The organism is Leptolyngbya cf. ectocarpi LEGE 11479, assembly GCF_015207065.1.
In the GTDB taxonomy this organism is placed as follows: domain Bacteria; phylum Cyanobacteriota; class Cyanobacteriia; order Phormidesmidales; family Phormidesmidaceae; genus Leptothoe; species Leptothoe ectocarpi.
On the sequence record NZ_JADEXP010000096.1, the window covers coordinates 1 to 18064 of the forward strand.

The following is an 18064-nucleotide window of genomic DNA, read 5'->3' on the forward strand; positions in this document are numbered from 1 at the left end:
GGGTATGAGCTACAGGTGACCGCTCGGGTGATGGGGACTCTTCCTCCCACGGGTGACACAGTACAAATTTTTGCCCATCTCCAAAACCGAGACGACAAGCCAGTCTTGTTTGGCTTTAGCACCCGAGCAGAGCGGGACGTATTTCGCCTTGCCGTTGGCGTGAGTGGCATCGGTCCCCAAATGGGCATGGCCCTACTAGATACCCTCAGTTTGAACGATCTGGTCCAAGCTATCGTTTCTGGCAATGCCCGCATTCTGTCCCAAACGCCGGGGGTGGGCAAAAAAACCGCCGAGCGCATTATTTTAGAACTTAAAACTAAACTCGCCGAATGGCGTCAGCAGGCTGGACTGATCACCGCACCTGCCGCTGGCCCTGTATCCGTCGTGCAAGAAGATGTAGAAATGACGCTCCTAGCCCTGGGCTATTCCAATAGTGAAATCACTAAAGCCCTGCAAGCCGTTGGTCAGAGCAAGTCTCTTAGTAAAACCGCCGACACCGAAGCCTGGATTCGCGAAGCCATCGCCTGGCTCAGTCAGTAAATAGCGGCTTCAGGTATTGACCGGATGAATTCTCAACGACGCAGCTTTAAGGTTGGAGTTGATACGCTTGAGCAAGGTGGAACATGATAGGTTTATTTAGCATACTTTTTGTATCAAATTACACTGTTTGATATGTTCAGGATATCCCCAAAACATCGCAATCAGAGTAACCAGCTTCAGAGTCATCATTGACAGGATTTTATGAAACAAGTTGTCGCAGTTATTCGGTCCACCCATCTAGATAAAGTTAAAGACGCCCTCGTCAATACAGGCATCGTTGGTATGACTGTCTCTAACGCCCGTGGTTTTGGCCGACAAAAGGGGCAAATCCAAAAATACCGAGGTCAGGACTATAAAGTCGACTTTCTACAAAAGCTACGCTTAGAAGTGGCCGTTGCCGATGACCAAGTAGACCTCGTTGTGCAAACCATTACCGACGCCGCCCGTACCGGCGAAATCGGCGATGGCAAAATCTTTGTTCTCCCCATTGAAGCCGTCTATCGAATTCGCACGGGTGAGCGGGATGATTTAGCCCTATCCAGCTCAGATAGTTAAACCCAACCGCCGGGCAGTGGGTGATGGGGAATAGGCAAATCTCAGCCAATACCAACCCGCTTCAACGCTGCCTGTGCTGCTTTTTTTTCCGCATCCTGCTTCCGACGCCCTGTACCTTGGCCATAGAGCAGCCCTTTTACACGTACCTCAGCGGTAAACTGTTTGGCGTGATCGGGACCGATAGCGGCAATAATTTTGTAAGTGGGAACTTCGCCTAGCTGATCCAGCGACCAGATTTGAAAGCGACTTTTATAATTAATTTGGAGCGCCGTTTCGCTGGCCTGATCAGCCACGCTGTCAAACATCGGTATAACGTACGCTCGCAGAGTCTCAATATCTTGGTCACTGTCTAGGAAGTAAGCCCCAATCAGAGCTTCGAAGGTGCTGCATAGGACCCGCTTACTGTTGCGGCTATCGCTATTTTCGGCACCTCGACTGAGGCGTAGATATTTTTGGAGATCCAGCTGACTAGCAAAGTAGCTGAGCTGGTTTTCATCCACAAGGGAAGCCCGTAATGGAGTCAGCTCTCCTTCAGAGCGCTCAGGATAGCGCTGGTATAGATACTCACCACTGAGAAACGTAAGGATAGCATCGCCCAAAAATTCTAGCCGCTCATTGTCCTCACACTCGTGTTCTTTGGCATAGGACTTATGGGTGATGGCCAGCTGCCAGAGGTCTTGGTCGCGAAAAGTGGGTAGGTAAAACGTACTCATTTCCCTACCATAGCGTGGATTGTTGGCTCCAAGTAAAGTGCTATCTTAGAAGCGTTCTTACCAGGGTAAGCACTATGGTTGTCACTATGGCAATTAGTAAACTTCATCTAGAGCCTGGTAGTCATGTCACTATCCCAGAAGTGAGCTGGCAGGATTTTGAAAGCATTTTGCAAGAACTGGGAGAAAATCGCGGTAGTCGCGTCGCTTACAGCCGCAAGATATTAGAAATTATGGTTCCTTTGCCAGATCATGAACGTTCGAAAATCTTGATCTCGGATATTGTTAAGGTATTGTTGCGCCATCAAAATCGTGACTGGGAATCTCTGGGGTCAACAACATTTCGGCGACAGACCGCAGGTGTAGAACCCGATGATTGTTTTTATATAGCCAACTATCAGGCTGTTATTGGTAAGAACCGTCTGGATTTAGTCTCAGATCCTCCACCCGACCTGGCGATTGAATCTGACTATACGTCGAAAACTAAGTTAGAAGCCTATCTAACGCTGCAGGTACCCGAGCTTTGGATCTATGATCGAACGCTGAAGATATATGTGCTGTCGGCAAACAGTTATTTAGACACTGACGCTAGTCCTACATTTCCAGGTTTGCCCATCAAAGCAATGGTGGCAGACGTACTTGACCAGGCTCAAAAAGTTGGGAGTAGTCGAGCCCTACGAGCTTTTGAAGCAAGTTTATAAGGAGTAAACATATTCCCATCAGGCAAGGTGGAATGTTTCTTTCCAATAAGGGGGCGTTATTCTTATAGAGAATGCCTCTGGAGGGAGAAAATATGTCTATCAAGGCTGAGGTTGGTCAAGTTATCTGGCACGATCTCCTGACACAGGATATTGCCAAAGCAAGACATTTTTACGCCGACTTACTTGGTTGGAAATACCAGATTGAATACACGACAAACTTTGTTTGGCAGCCTGGTGAAGCTGAATATCCGTTAATTCTCGCTGATAACGAAGCCCATGGGGGCTTTGTTGATCCTGGACAGAACTTAGTCTCTCGCTGGATTGCCTATGTGATGGTTCAAGATGTTGATGCTGTAACGGCTAAAGCAAAGAATCTTGGCGCAACAGTTGTTCGAGAACCTTTTGACACACCGGGAGTTGGTCGCAGCTCAGTCATTCAAGATTTGCAAGGTGCAGTTATTTGCCCTACCTTTCCTACTCACACATTTCCCGCTTCCAGGGGGACTTTTCTTTGGGATGAACTCATCACTGATGATGTTGAATCAGCAAAACTATTCTATTGTGATCTGTTTAGCTGGAGATTCCATGACATCGACGTCACCCGGACTAGTGACTACACTGTCTTGAAAAAGATTGACAATGCTGATGTAGTTGGAGTCACGCATCAATCGTTTGATAAGGTAGCAAGTGCTGCCTGGATACCATATCTTGCCACTGACGATGTTGATGTAGCTATTGCCAATGCCAAGGTGCTGGGAGCGAGCGTGGGTGAGGAAGCAATCTACATGCCCAATGGTGAGCGGAAAGCCATCCTCACAGATCCAACTGGTGCCGTATTTGGACTCTTGGCATCAAAGGAATTCCACATCAGTTGAGTTAAATACAAATGTGGCGTTGCTGCTCCCCGGTATGAGTTTATCTGCCAACTATTGGCCACCAGCATATTTAACAGGTCGATTCATCCTTTAAATCAGCAACGGCATAAATGTCATCACTTTTGCAAGGGCTAAGCCTGGTCTTGAATAACTGATGTCAGGGGTACGGCCTCAACTTGTGGGCAAAAAATAGCTGCAGCAGATATCTGTTACAGCTATACGGTTTTGTCTCAAGAATCTTGCTATCTGGTGTCGATTTTTGCTGAACTCATGAGTCCATGCTTGACTTCATGAGTTCAGCTTGTGACCTATGCAAAGACAAAGTTGTCGCTGGTCAGGTCACTGACATTAACATTGAGTAGGAGTGCAGCATTATCACCACCAAAATCAATCAGTGTGGACGTGCCTACTTGAGTGGCAGCGCCCCCGGATCCTAGAACGTCTGAGACGTTCTCGAAGATGGCACTCACATTGAGCAGGTCGTCCGTTGTGGAGAAGTCAGTCACGATATCAATGCCTGCATGCTCTTCAAAGATAAAGGTATCCGTGCCCAGACCGCCGGTTAATAGGTCATCATCGTCTCCACCGTTGAGGATATCATTGCCGCTACCGCCGGTAATCTCATCGTTGCCTAGACCACCCGTGACGACCACATCCCCTGTCGCAGTTTGAACAAAGCTGTCGTCGCCTGAGCCTAAACGAACATCGCCCACCAGCGTGCCCTGGTTCAGGATGTCAACGCTGCCCAGCGCACCTTCGGCGTCAATGGCAAAGCCGTTGCCACCAGTGATAGTACCGCTGTTGATGATCTGACCATCAAAGATAACACCGGATTCAATTAAGATGCCGGCCTGCTGTTCCGATGCAATTACGCCATTGAGTTCGTTGGTAATGTCGCCGGTAAACGTAGCTTCAGTTAGCCCGGAGCCGACAAACAAACGAACACCTGCAGGAACGTTACCGTCGCCTCGTCCTTGGATGAGACCGCTGTTGGTAATATCAGCGGATAGTTCCACATCGTCAGTGCCATTACCACCAGCGGCACCGACTTGCACTGAAATACCGCTGCCAGAATTGCCTGCGCCTGCATCAATTACACCCTGGAGCTGATTATTGACGGTGATATTGTCGGCGGTGCCATCGAGATAGACGGTGCCGTTGCGCTGGTTGCCGGTGCCCAAGATATCGCCCTGGTTCAGCAGAGTCACGTTGTCGCCATCTAAGTTAACGGCGCGGCTGCCTGAGTCAATTTGACCCGAGTTGACAATCTGTAGGTCGTGGTCGGCATTGCCGATGTAGAGACCGTTGCGAGGTCCAGAAATTTGTCCCCCTGCACTGTTGGCAATCAGACCATCAAAAGCGACACCATCTTCGACCACCAGACCGCCTAAAAAGCCCACGTTGACCTCAGTGGTAATGGTGCCTTGATTGATGACTGAGCCAGTAACGGTGGCTTCTGGCTGACCCGAGCCGTTAAAGAAGCGCAGACCGCTGGAGCCGTTGGCCGCCACCCGTGCCCCATTGGCGAACACATCTGCTCCATCGCCGCGTCCCTGGAGCAGGCCGCTGTTGACGATGTTGATATCTTCGCTGATGGCGTCTCCGGTGGCACCGACTTGGATTGCGATCGCATCCCCCAAATTCCCATCACCGGCATCAATCACCCCCTGGCTCTGGTTGTTTACGGTAATATCATCGGCAGTACCATCCAGATACACCGTGCCATTGCGCTGGTTACCGGTGCCCAAAATGTCGCCCTGGTTGATGAGGGTGACGTTATCACCGTCTAAGTTCACCGCGCGGCTGCCAGATTCGATTTGGCCCGAGTTTACAATCCGCAGGTCGTGGTCAGCATTACCGATATACAGACCGTTGCGAGGTCCAGAAATCAGACCGCTATTATCAATGCGGCCATCAAAGCCGATGCCATCTTCTACCACCAGCCCTCCTAAAAAGCCCACGTTGACCTCAGAAGTAATCGTGCCTTCATTCGTTACAGAGCCGGTAACAGTGGTTTCTGGCTGTCCTGACCCATTGAAAAACCGCAGACCGCTAGAGCCGTTGGACGCCACCCGTGCCCCATTGGCAAACACATCAGAGCCATCACCGCGCCCCTGCAGCAGCCCGCTGTTGACAATGTTGATATCTTCGCTACTAGCGTCTCCGGTTGCACCCACCTGAACGGCTATGGCATCCCCTAGATTCCCCGCACCGGCATCGACGACGCCCTGGCTTTGATTATCAACAGTGATATTGTCGGCAGTACCATCGAGATAGATCGTGCCGTTACGCTGATTACCAGTACCAACAATATTGCCCTGATTCGTAAGCGTAACGTTGTCGCCATCCAGGTTGACAGCGCGACTGCCAGACTCAATCTGCCCGGAGTTAGAGATTTGTAGATTGTGGTCAGCATTGCCAATATAAAGACCATTGCGAGGACCCGAAATCAGACCGCTGTTAGCGATTTGGCCATCAAAGGCAACACCATCTTCAACAACCAGCCCACCTAGAAAGCCCACATTCACTTCAGAGGTAATGGTGCCCTGGTTTGTTACTGAGCCAGTAACCGTCGCCTCCGGCTGACCCGATCCATTAAAAAAGCGCAGACCGCTGGAGCCGTTGGACGCCACTCGCCCGCCGTTGGCAAATACATCCGGCCCGTCGCCGCGTCCCTGGAGAAGGCCATCATTAACAATATTGATATCTTCGTTAATAAAGTCTCCGGCAGCGCCCACTTGAACAGAGACAGCATCGCCTAGATTGCCTACACCCGCATCAATGGTGCCCCGATTATCCAGTTCCAAGTCATCAACGGTGCCATCCACGTATAGAGTGCCATTGCGCTGGTCGCCCGTTCCCAGAATGTCACCCGTATTGAGAACAAAAATGCCATCACCATCGCTGAGATCCACAGCACGACTGTTAGATTGAATCGTGCCAAGATTTAACAACCGTAGATTGTCGCCAGTGGAGCTGATGCCGTTTAGATCTCCTGAAATCTCTCCTAGGTTTAGTACGGCGACATTGTCACCACTTGCTTGAACAGCGGTATTACCCAGATCAGGAGCTGCAATCGATCCGTTAGGCAAAACCGCTAAGAGTGCCTGATCGCCAGAAATATCGACCGCAGGTTGGCCTACCGGAGCTTGAATATCATCGAAAATAACTTCAATCTCGCCGTTATCAATCACGATAGGAGTAGTCAGTTCGTTTGCCATAACTAAGACCTCTAAGTTTGTTGTTTAATCTGTTGTCAGCGAGTAACAGAATCTGTTTCCTCCGTATCGTAGACAGGCAGTATCTCAACGCGCTTGAGGCCTAGGACCCAAATCAAATCTGGGCCTTAGGACCTACAAGAGCCTAGTTTGTCTGGGTTTAGAAAACGTGAGAATAGCATAGGAAGAAATCTACTGTTATCTCACTGTTTGTTCAGCCAATTCTCAGACGGAATCAAACTCCCTAATAAAACTCTCATTCAATTTGCTTGTGCATTCGTTAGGGACTGGCTCGAATATGAAATACCCGTAGATCGAGTTTCGACTTCGCTCAACTCTCGAAACTAGCAGGTTGAGCGGAGTCGAAACCGGATTTGTCGGGTTATATTACCTAGCCGCATATTTCTTACCTCAGTAAAAAATGAAGAAGGTAAAACTTTTAAGCTTGAGTAATTGGCCTAGTCTAAGGAGCAGCAAAATAATTATCCAGCACCCAGGGCTTTCTCAGTAGACATTCATCTAGGCAAAGATGCCTCACATATACTTTAGGAGCTGTGCAAGAAATGACTTAGCGGTTTTAGTGCTTCCGACGTTATAGGGTACATCACAGTTATGGCAAGGTCACAAGGTCCCATTCGACTCCTACTGGTAGATGATGAAGACATTATTCGCTATGGGCTGAATGCAATTTTGCAATGTGAAACGGCCATTGAAGTGGTCGGAGAAGCCTGTAACGGTCAAGAGGCGGTGGAGCAGGCTCAGCGATTGACCCCAGACGTTGTGCTCATGGATATTGGCATGCCTGGGATGAGCGGTGTCACGGCCACGGGAAAGATTTGTCAGGCGCTGCCCGATACAAAAGTATTAATCCTAACAACCTTGACGGAGGATCGTCATTTACACGACGCTATTCAACAGGGAGCCTCAGGCTATTTGTTGAAAAATGTTCCCCCCGAAGATTTTATTCATATTATTCAAAGTACCCACAAGGGCTACATGCAGTTTGACCCCACCATGGGTCAAAAACTGCATCAACAGCTCAAGTCACCCGCTCCCAACAACTCTGTAAACGATTGGAAAGGCGTAACGCCGAGAGAGCAAGAGGTGCTGCAGCTAATTGCGACAGGTGCCAGTAATCGAGAGATATCTCAGAATTTGCACATTACTGAGAAAACGGTTAAAAATCATGTGAGTAATATTCTAAGTCGTGTCGGTTTAAGAGATCGCACACAGCTAGCAATTTGGGTCAATACGAGTAACATAGAGGTGCTGCAGCCTGCGTAAATTCAGACAATCCGTTATGATGCGTTGGAATCTCTGGGCAAAATTTAGCGTAGCTCTCTTGTTAGTTTGGCTAGTGGTGAGTGGATCGACTATCGCGATGCTCTCTCAACATTTGAATAGCCATGCAGAACAGGCTGTCAGAGAGCGAGCGACAATCGTACTAACGGCTATGCAGTCCGTGCGCGATTATACTCGTGACCATGTGCAGCCTTTACTAAAAGAGAGTGAAGATGTGGGTACTTTTGTGCAGGAGAGCATTCCTAACTTTTCTGCCCGCACTGTGTTTGCTGATTTTCAACAACAGGATGCACTTTTAGAAGATTTCTTATACAAAGAGGCCACACCTAATCCGACTAACCTGGATGATTTAGCCGATACGTTTGAAGCCGATATTTTTAGTCAGCTGCAGCAGTATGTCAAAGAACATCAAAATGAACCGCAGGTACTGTCTGGGTATCGTTCTTTAGATGGGAAAAAGCTTTTTTATTCTGCTCGACCGCTACTGATGACGGATACTAGCTGTTTGGAGTGTCACGGCAGCGCTCAAGATGCTCCCCAGTATCTGTTGGATATGTACGGCGATCGCAACGGCTTTAACTGGCAGCTCAATGATGTCGTGGCGGCACAGATGGTCTATGTGCCAGCCGATATGGTTTTTAATCGGGGACGTCAGAATCTTCTCACGGTTACAAAAACGCTCCTTGGTATTTTAGGGGCGTTTTTTGTGGTGATTAATCTGCTGCTATGGCGGATGGTGGTTAAGCCTTTGAAGGTTCTGACGAATACGGCGAAATTTGTCAGCAGCTGTTCTATTCAAGCAGGGCAAGAAACCTGCCCTCAAGACCGGCCTCTGGAGAAATTAACCCAACGGCAGGATGAACCCGGTCAGCTAGCCCGCTCGTTTCAGTACATGATTTATGTGCTAGGTCAGCGGGAGCAAGATCTGCAGCTGGCGGTGCAAGAGCGGACGCGATCGCTAGAGCAGGAAATGCGCGATCGCAAAACCGCCCAAGATGCCCTCCAAACCTATTCCCATGCCATGAACCACGACCTGCGCAATCTGGTCATGGGCATTTCCAACCTGGTGCAGGGGATGCTTTTCCGAGCAAAGGCCGTGCCGGCTCGGTCGTCGGTCGTCATGGAGCCCAAGGCGTTGACCATGATTCAGCAGAGCTGCGATCGCCAGCTTAAACTCATGAGTTCGCTAATGGACGTGCAGTCAGCCGACATCTGGCGCGTATCGCTCCAGCCTAGCCCTGTAAACCTACGACAGCTCACCGAAGATGTCAGATTTTTCTACGAAACTAGACAGGTCATTACCGCAGGCGGCATAGATAACCAGATTTCATCAGACCTGCCGCCAATTCATGGCGATTTTAGTCAGCTCAGACGCGTCTTTGAGAACCTGATTGAAAATGCCCTGAAATACAATCCACCAGGGGTGAGCATTACGTTGACCGCCAGACTCGACACCCCAGCGATGGTGCGCTGTGCGGTGATTGACAATGGCGTAGGTATTGAGCCTGCCAAGAGCCAAAACCTATTTGAAATATACGCCCGTGGGGATACTCAATGCTCAGTGGATGGATATGGTTTGGGTCTTTATATCTGCCGTCAAATCATTGAAGCCCACGGTGGTAATATCGGTGTGCAAACACCTGCAGCTGGGGGCGCAGAATTTTGGTTTACGCTACCTATCCATTGCTAAATCTACCATCTAGAGATTTTGGCATTTCCTAAGCTAGCGGACATCCAAAATTAAGGAGATACCCGTACCCTATTTATGGCTTCTGAAAATCCCACAAATCAGTCTCTAGAATGGGGAGATAAAACGGATGCAGCATTGGTCCTATCCCTACGACAGGGGGACAAGGCTGCCCTGGCGGTTTTGTATGACCGTTACTCGCGGCTGGTGTACACCGTTGCCTTTCGGATCCTAAACAACGGTCCAGAATCTGAGGATCTGACCCAAGAAATTTTTCTCAACCTTTGGCAAAAACAAACCTACGATCCGACCCGCAGCGCCCTCAGCAGTTTTTTGAGCACCGTGACTCGCAATCGGGCTATCGACCGGGTGCGATCGCGCAGTAATCGTCGTCGGATTCTTAAAGGGATGGTCCCCCAGACGGTGCCTGACTTTTCTGTTCCTGTCGAGCAGGCCTCCCAGGGAGAACGGTCGCAGCGGGTGCGCGCGGCCCTACAAAATCTGCCTGAAAAGCAGCGAGAATTGCTATGGCTGGCTTATTTTCATGGATTTAGTCAATCCGAAATCGCGAGTCATACGAATATTCCTTTAGGGACGGTCAAGTCGCGAATGCGTCAGGGATTGCTCAAGTTGAAAGGAACCCTCCAAGATTTAGTTGACTAACTACGCCCCTCTTTTGATCGATTACCCATCTCTGTCCTATGGCTTCTGAGCGAAAATTAGATGAATTAGCCGCTGACTATGTTGCTGGCACTCTCTCAGATGAAGAGGCTGATGAATTCGCCCGACTAGTGGTTACGAATCCAGAGCTGCAGGCAGAGGTTAGTCGTCTTGAAAAAACTATTGGCTTAGTGCTGGGTGAGTTCCCGCTGATGGAACCGCCCCCAAGGTTACGGGACGCTGTCCTTATGGGAATTGACAGTCCCGTTAGCAGCTCTACTGAGCGCCCTAACGTTCGCTCTAGATCCTCATCCTTAGTCTGGATATTGGGAGCCTTAGCCGCTGGAGCGACGGCGCTATCCGGCATCCTCGGACTGAATAACCACCGATTGCGGTTGGCAAATCAGCAGCTCCAGAACGATCTGGTTGCAGCCATGCCGGCACAGCAGGCACAGCTGATTTTGCAGCAGCCTGATACTCGCTTTTACGACTTTGAAGGCACTGATAGAGCTGCCGATTCATTTGGCAGCATGATTGTGGATACGCAAGGGTTGGAGGCTGCGATCGCATTTAAAAACCTCCCTCCCCTAGCGACCGATCAAACCTATGCCCTATGGGTTAACTATCAAGGCCAGTACATTCCCTGCGGTAATATCCAACCGGGTCAGGACGGTACTGTCTTCGCCACCCTACCCATGCCACCGGTCTACCAGTCTAGACCCTGGGTTAAAGACGTCATCGTCACGGTTGAACCTGCCGATTTACCTGCTCAACCCACAGGCCCTATAGTGGCTGAAACCATTTAGGAAAAAGCATTTCAGGATAATTCCAAAAAAGTTCATCCAAACCACACCCTCACTCGTATTAATAATCAAACGGATAAATTGTTGTTGATACGGAGTTTATTGTTGGGCCTACAAAAATCGCACCACTAAGTGCGATTTTGAGAGAGATTTTTTCAATCTGTATGACATCCAAATAGGATTCCAGCAGACTACGAAAAAGATCAAATTTAATCTCATCCAATGCCGAACATTATTCGTATCTATAACTGAATGCCAATTATGTTCTCATCCAGCTTCGCTGTTAAGTAAGCCATAGAACAGTAATTGCATATCTGTTTATTAGCTCTTTTCTTGATAAAAAGTTCGACTAAAGCTGTCTTGGCGCTGCTGCCAGGACGATTTTTCCGTACTGAAATTTTATCGAGATTCTCTCTCGCTTTTGCTATCTAAAACTATTAGGAGAACCTCCAATGAACGCTTTATTAGCTCTTCTCGTTAATCAGATTGTTGGCACACTGTTTCAGGATGCACCAGAAATCGAAGACCTGGGAGACATCTTCGTAGGCGGCAACAACGATGACAATCTACAAGGCGGCGACCAAGACGATATCTTTTTTAGTGCCAATGGTGATGACACCATTCTTGGTGGTGCCGGTACTGACGTCGTCTTTGCTGGCAATGGTAAGGACACCGTTATTGGCCAAACGGGTAACGATGTTGCATTCTTAGGGTCAGGTAATGACCGCTTTATCTGGAACAACGGTGATGGCAGTGACTTCATCAATGGTGGAGCTGGTTACGATACTACTCAGGTCAATGGTGCCGATGGTCCTGGAGATGAGTTTGAACTCACCCAAGAAAATGGTCAGGCTATCTTTAACCGTCTAAATTTGGGTCTGTTTACCCTGACTAACGAGAGTATTGAAAAATTTAAGATTAACGGACAAGGCGGCGATGACTCTCTAAAAGTCGGTGATTTGACCGGCAGCGATGTTAAAAAAGTTGTCTTTTCCGGGGGAGATGGCAACGACGTTTTAGATGCCCGTGAAAGCTCCACTGAAATCAAGGCCAAAGGCGGAGATGGTGACGACCTGCTACTAGGCGGCTCTGCCGAAGATACCTTTATCGCAGGCAATGGTGATGATACAGTCGTTGGTCAGCGGGGGAATGACACAGCGGACCTGGGTGCTGGCGATGATCGCTTTATCTGGAACAATGGCGACGGCAGTGACTTTATCAACGGGGGCCATGGGTTCGATATTACCCAAGTGAACGGTGCTGATGGTGCAGGTGATGAGTTTGACCTGCGTGAGGTCGATGGTCAGGCTATTTTCAATCGCCTTAATCTGGGTCTCTTTACTCTAACTAACGAAGGTATTGAACAGTTTGAGATTAATGGTCAGGGCGGCGATGATTCCCTGACAGTGGGTGAACTCGCCGACAGCGATGTGCAAAAAGTTGTCTTCTCCGGTGGTGATGGCAATGATGTCTTAGACGCCCGTGAAAGTTCGACCACCATTGAGGCTTTTGGTGGCGATGGCAATGATTTACTCCAAGGTGGTTCTGCTGTAGATACCTTTTTTGCCGGAGCTGGAGACGACATTGTTGTGGGCCAGCGCGGCAATGACATCGCATACCTGGAAGATGGCGACGATCGCTTTATCTGGAACAATGGCGACGGCAGTGACTTTATCAATGGTGGTTTAGGCTTTGATGTTACACAAGTAAACGGAGCGGATGGCGCTGGCGATGAGTTTGACCTGCGTGAGGTCAATGGTCAGGCTATTTTCAACCGTCTTAACCTGGGTCTGTTTACCCTGACTAATGAAGGTATCGAGCAGTTCGAGATTAATGGTCAAGGCGGTGATGATTCATTCACGATTGGCGATCTCACAGGAAGTGAGGTGCAATCTGTTCTCTTCTCTGGTGGCGATGGCAATGACTTCTTGAACGCCAGCGGTACCTCGACTCCGGTAACTGCCGATGGCGGTGACGGTGATGATATTCTCATCGGTGGTGCAGGGGATGACATCCTCATTGGTGGCAATGGTGCCGACCTGCTGATTGGTGGCGCTGGCAGTGATATTCTGATTGGCGGTGTCGGGGCCGACCTCTTTGGCTTTGATACCGGTGCAGCCTTTAATGCTGCTGATCTCGGCACCAATCAAATTCAAAACTTTGAAGCCATCGATAGCATTGTGCTAGACGTCACTGTCTTTGCTGCACTCACTAGCGCAGTTGGGGGAGCCTTAGCCGCTAACGAATTTGCAGTGGTTAACAGTGCTGAAGAGGCTGCCTTGAGTGATGCCACCATTGTCTACGGGGCGAATACCGGGAACCTGTATTACAATCCCAATGGTGCAGATGACGGTTTTGGCAACGGTGCCCAGTTTGCAACGATTGAAGGCGCACCCACACTAGACGCTAATAGCTTTGTTATTCAGGCATAGTAAGTCTGAATAAAGCAGAAAAAAGGCATCGCTGATTCTCGGGATGACGTTACCAGGAAGAGATCGCTAAATAGCAGCAGCTACAGATTGGCGCATCCTCTAAATCAGCAATCGTTGAAAATAATAAGAACTAGAGCAGAACGATACAGACAAGGTGTCGTTCTGCTCTAGTTTTTGAGTGATTTTAGTCAATACTAGCTAAGCGCTCTTTATATTAGCTTTTCGGACTAGGAGATTTTTATAGAGCCAGATACTTGAGGCTCATAGTTATATCACACAAGCACCTTCGTATTTATACGGAACTTTCAAGATAGCTTATCGAGAACTTATAATTCCTGATAACTTTGTTCAGCCAAAGTACGAATTCTGATTATAATTCTACGCTTTACTATAAACATAACCTAGAAAATGTTTAAGTACTGAGCGTATAGCAACCCGTTATGAGATGCGATCTTCAATCGGCTGCAGCCATAGGCTGTAAGGAAATTTTTGTTGCAGAAAGGATTCCACTAGGATTCAAAAAAGAAGCTGAATTTTACAGCATAATCATTCGCACGCTTCCAGATCTCATCTGGCTAAAAGCTCTTAATGGTGTATACCTAGCCTGCAACCTGCGTTTCGAAGATTTTTTTGGAGCCTCTGAACAAGAGATACTTGGTAAGACCGATTATGATTTTGTAAATACCAGATTGGCCGACTTGTTTCGGGAGCGCGACCAAGAGGTCATTCTGAAAGACTCCCCATCCATAAACGAAGCATGGACCACATTTGCCAATGATGGACACTGCGAACTCCTGGAAATAAGAAGACTTCCCATGTATGGAGATAAAGGAAAGCTGATCGGTGTACTAGGCATTGGACATAATATTACTAACCGTAGAGCATCAGAGGAAAAACTGCAGAAAAGCGAGGAACGGTTTTCCCTAGCTATGCGTGGAGCCAATGATGGACTTTGGGACTGGAACCTGGAAACAAATCAAGTTTATTATTCACCGCGCTGGAAGAACATGCTGGGGTATGCAAATGATGAACTGACCAATGATTTAAGCACCTGGCAAAGCTTAGTCCATCCAGACGATAAAGACATGGTCTTGAAAATGGTTCAAGACTATTTGGTCGGTAACGTTGATTCGTTTGATGTTGAAATGCGTATGCAGCATAAAGCAGGGCATCAAGTTTCTGTGCTATCCCGTGCATTTCTGGTCCATCGTGATTCTGATAGAAAAGCCGTTCGCCTAGTAGGCACCCACGTTGATATAACAGCCCGAAAGAAGTCAGAGGCATTTGATGACAAAAATGCAGAAATTCTGGAAATGATCGCAACTGGAAAACCCGCATCAGAGATTTATCCAGAAATCGCACTCATGTATGAAGGACGTCACCCTGGGCTGCGATGCTCCATGCTTGAGTTAGAAGATGGACACCTCATGCATGGAGGAGCCCCAAGCCTGCCCAAAGAATACTGCGAGGCGGTTCATGGTCTAAAAAACGGTCCCAATGTAGGCTCATGTGGCACATCGACCTATACCGGCAAACGTGTCCTAGTTGAGAATATTGAAACAGATCCAAAATGGGCAAAGATTAAACATGTAGCTCTTCCCCATGGCATGCGCTGCTGCTGGTCTGAGCCAATTAAAAGTTCCTCAGGCATAGTATTAGGTGCCTTTGGTATGTACTACAACTATCCCGCACTGCCCAATGAGGAGGAGTCAAACGATCTCAAATCTGCGGCCAGGCTAGCTGGAATTGTGATGGAGCGAGACCACGCTCAAAAGCGGATACGAGAATTAGCGTATGTCGATGACTTAACAAGAATTGCTAATCGTGCTCACTTCTATCAGAATCTTGAAGTATCGATCAAACGTTCTGACCGAAACACATCTCGTTTCGGACTGCTCTATATTGATTTAGATAATTTTAAGAGTGTGAATGACAGCCTTGGGCATGGTGCTGGTGACTTACTGCTTCAGGAAATTGCCAAGCGACTGCAAAATGTGGCACGTGAAATTGATTTTGTCGCTCGGCTGAGCGGTGATGAATTCTGTATTCTGGTGAATGATATAGACGATGACTATGCTGCAGCCCATGTGGCTCAACGTTGTCTTGACGTGATATCAAGGCCAGTCGAACTATCAGCCAGAAAATTCACTCCAGCTTGCAGTATTGGAATTGCCCACTATCCGGATGACGGACAAGATCTCTCTACTTTGATCAAAGCAGCTGACACGTCACTTTATGCCGCCAAGGAACGTGGAAAAAATCAGTATACGTTCTATAAACCTGAGCTGACTCAGAAAGCAGAGTATCGGTTTCGCGTGGAGCAAAATTTAAGGGAGGCAGTCGAAAAACAGCAGTTATCACTGGTCTATCAGCCTCAGGTTGAGATTCTCACGGGTAACATTATCGGTGTTGAGGCTTTGTCACGCTGGCATCATCCCCAATTAGGTCAAGTCTCACCTGTTGAATTTATTGCCACCGCCGAACGAATAGGGATGATTAAACCCCTCACAGAATGGGTATTAAGAACGGCTTGTAATCAGGCTGTTGCCTGGAAGCAGGCAGGCTTACCGGCAATTCGGATGGCGGTTAATATTTCTCCCGTTCATTTTCTTGATAAAGATTTTGTATCATTGATTAAGCGTGTTATTGATGAGACTGGCATGGTGCCATCGGAATTAGAACTGGAAGTGACCGAGAGTGTTGTACAGACAGATCGACAAAATCTCTCAATTTTTCAGGAGTTGAAAAATATAGGGGTGTTACTGGCAATTGATGATTTTGGCACAGGGTATTCATCGTTTGCCTCCCTGAAACACCTGACGGTTGATTGCCTAAAAATCGATAAATATTTTATTCATGATATGCTTTCCGATAAAAAATCGAAGGTCCTAATCGGCTCCATGATAGAAATGTGTCGCAATCTGGAGCATAACATTGTGGCTGAGGGAGTTGAGACCGCAGAGCAATGTCACACGCTCCAAAAATTTGGTTGTGAAACTGCACAGGGCTATTTTTTTAGCACCCCTATTGGCTCTGATGAAGTATCAAAGCTGCTGAATAGCAATGTTGTTTATGGCAAGAACATGTGGCCTGATGCCATCGTCCCTTGACAAGAAAAGTAGTTACCTATTCATTGATTGTAATCCGGTGCTTTTAACTCGATGGTAATATTTCATCCAAAATCGTTTCGATGGCGTGCACAATCTCTTCAGATTTTTGTGGGTCTAGCGCATCTGGATGGGGGGACGCAAACTGACCTGAATCGTTGTCGAAATACTGGCCGGAAGCAGTTTCAAATTCATCTGAAAGCGCCGCGCGAGTAAGAATTTCAGCACCGATGCGGATATCACCTCCCGCTACACCAAAGGCCTGTTTTACCATTTTGCTGCCGAGCATTGATCCAGGATTCACCGCGATGATGGCCGGGCTGTCTTCCTTTAGCGCTAGCACGCGCGACCACATTGTAATCGCCAGTTTGCTTTGCGCATAGGCTGCACCGTCAGATAGCTTAACTCGTCCAGCCAGCGCGTCCAGATTGACGGTCGACTGAGCTGCGGAGGACAGATTGATTACCCGCCCGGATGCAACCATGAGTGACATTAGCCGCTGTGTTAGCAAATAGGGTGCGATCGCATTGACAACAAACCGTACATCCAGACCATTCTGCGTCACCGGATCGGACGAGCTATAGACACCAGCATTGTTGATCAGTACATCAAGCTTTGCGTGACGTTCGGTAACCGCGATCGCGAAAGCCTCCACATCAGCCATGCATGATAGATCAGCTACATAACCTTCAACTCGCCCACCGTCCGCAGAGAGCATCATTTCCACGTTCTCAAGTTTTGCCGGGTTACGCCCATGCAACAAAACATTATGCCCCTGCGAGACCAACATCTTTGCTGTTTCCAGACCGATGCCGTCGGTTGCTCCCGTGACAAGGATAGTCTTTTCCATAATCTTATTTCCTCTACTCAGCGAAGTCTGGCAGTATATCATCGGCGAGACGTTTCAGCGTTGTCTCGATATTTGCCTGGTTAAAGCGCAGGTTCAGTGCAACATGATTGATCCCAATCGCTTCTAGCGATTTAAGATGAGTTCGCAGGTGGCGGGTACCCAGTCGGAAACCTAAATGGATGGGCTGCGGCTGTGTCCCAGGGGCATCGGTCAAGTCAACATAGAGCGGTTGCATCACTGGTTTGTTCGGTTTGCCTGTTGCTTTGACCCGCGCCTGCCAATCGTGAATGACTTGCGCCTGGAGGGCAGTATTACGGGAATAGGTCATCCAACCATCCCCATGCTGGGCGATCCATTCAGGGGCTTGTTGACTACCGCCCGTAATTAGCAACGGCAGTTTTCCGGACGTCGGTTTGGGCAGCATGTCCATACCACCATTGGGACTGCCATAGGTATTTTCAAAGACCGGTTTGTCCTCGCCCATGCGTCTGATGTAGTCAAAGCTTTCGCGAAATCGGGCACCACGCTCAGCAAAGGGCAAATTGAGCGCCGGATAAGTACTTATCCAAAATTAATTACATAGTCTTCCCCAAACCCTTTGAGGACTTTTTCGACATATTGAAC

Annotated in this window: 14 protein-coding genes; 10 read left to right on the forward strand and 4 right to left on the reverse strand. The window is 48.3% G+C overall.

All coding sequences use genetic code 11. The features are described 5' to 3' along the window. Both ruvA and IQ260_RS12305 read left to right on the forward strand, forming a co-directional pair. On the forward strand, positions 1-540 hold a 540-nt coding region (ruvA, locus tag IQ260_RS12300; protein ID WP_193993404.1), incomplete at its 5' end, for a Holliday junction branch migration protein RuvA. A gap of 201 nt (positions 541-741) precedes the next feature. Next, positions 742-1095 (forward strand): P-II family nitrogen regulator, encoded by a 354-nt coding sequence (locus IQ260_RS12305; RefSeq protein ID WP_193993405.1) that lies wholly within the window; start codon positions 742-744, stop codon positions 1093-1095. 41 nt (positions 1096-1136) lie between these two features. On the opposite strand, the gene rnc is transcribed toward IQ260_RS12305, so the two are convergent. Then, positions 1137-1808: a ribonuclease III gene (gene rnc / locus IQ260_RS12310; RefSeq protein ID WP_193993406.1), complete on the reverse strand. Its 672-nt coding sequence runs from the start codon at positions 1806-1808 to the stop codon at positions 1137-1139. 74 nt (positions 1809-1882) lie between these two features. Between rnc and IQ260_RS12315 the strand changes: the two genes are divergently transcribed. Beyond that, positions 1883-2506 carry a Uma2 family endonuclease gene (locus IQ260_RS12315; protein WP_193993407.1) on the forward strand — a complete coding sequence of 208 codons (624 nt, stop codon included), beginning with the start codon at positions 1883-1885 and terminating at the stop codon, positions 2504-2506. Positions 2507-2598: 92 nt separating this feature from the next. Further along, a complete protein-coding gene (locus tag IQ260_RS12320) occupies positions 2599-3381 on the forward strand; it encodes a VOC family protein (protein ID WP_193993408.1) in 783 nt (260 codons plus the stop codon). A gap of 308 nt (positions 3382-3689) precedes the next feature. Here the strand turns inward: IQ260_RS12320 and IQ260_RS12325 are convergent, their stop codons facing one another. Continuing rightward, positions 3690-6602 (reverse strand): beta strand repeat-containing protein, encoded by a 2913-nt coding sequence (locus IQ260_RS12325; protein WP_193993409.1) that lies wholly within the window; start codon positions 6600-6602, stop codon positions 3690-3692. 609 nt (positions 6603-7211) lie between these two features. Here IQ260_RS12325 and IQ260_RS12330 point away from each other — a divergent pair. The 6 genes from IQ260_RS12330 (at position 7212) to IQ260_RS12355 (ending at position 16593) form a co-directional block, all read left to right on the forward strand. Next, positions 7212-7883, forward strand: a complete 672-nt coding sequence (locus tag IQ260_RS12330; RefSeq protein ID WP_193993410.1) for a response regulator — start codon at positions 7212-7214, stop codon at positions 7881-7883. Between the two features lie 97 nt (positions 7884-7980). Beyond that, positions 7981-9591, forward strand: a complete 1611-nt coding sequence (locus IQ260_RS12335; RefSeq protein WP_228015929.1) for an ATP-binding protein — start codon at positions 7981-7983, stop codon at positions 9589-9591. 75 nt (positions 9592-9666) lie between these two features. Beyond that, positions 9667-10251: a sigma-70 family RNA polymerase sigma factor gene (locus tag IQ260_RS12340; protein ID WP_193993412.1), complete on the forward strand. Its 585-nt coding sequence runs from the start codon at positions 9667-9669 to the stop codon at positions 10249-10251. A 38-nt stretch (positions 10252-10289) separates the two neighbouring features. Beyond that, positions 10290-11054, forward strand: a complete 765-nt coding sequence (locus IQ260_RS12345) for an anti-sigma factor domain-containing protein (protein ID WP_193993413.1) — start codon at positions 10290-10292, stop codon at positions 11052-11054. A gap of 449 nt (positions 11055-11503) precedes the next feature. After that, positions 11504-13483, forward strand: coding sequence for a calcium-binding protein (locus IQ260_RS31690; RefSeq protein ID WP_193993414.1), 1980 nt, complete (start codon positions 11504-11506; stop codon positions 13481-13483). A gap of 440 nt (positions 13484-13923) precedes the next feature. Further along, complete coding sequence (locus IQ260_RS12355; RefSeq protein WP_193993415.1) at positions 13924-16593, forward strand: bifunctional diguanylate cyclase/phosphodiesterase; 2670 nt, start codon at positions 13924-13926, stop codon at positions 16591-16593. 43 nt (positions 16594-16636) lie between these two features. Here the strand turns inward: IQ260_RS12355 and IQ260_RS12360 are convergent, their stop codons facing one another. Together IQ260_RS12360 and IQ260_RS12365 are read right to left on the reverse strand one after the other, a co-directional pair. Beyond that, on the reverse strand, positions 16637-17440 hold the full coding sequence (locus IQ260_RS12360) for an SDR family NAD(P)-dependent oxidoreductase (protein WP_193993416.1): 804 nt from the start codon (positions 17438-17440) through the stop codon (positions 16637-16639). A gap of 13 nt (positions 17441-17453) precedes the next feature. After that, complete coding sequence (locus IQ260_RS12365; RefSeq protein WP_228015933.1) at positions 17454-17981, reverse strand: LLM class flavin-dependent oxidoreductase; 528 nt, start codon at positions 17979-17981, stop codon at positions 17454-17456. Positions 17982-18064 lie beyond the last annotated feature (83 nt).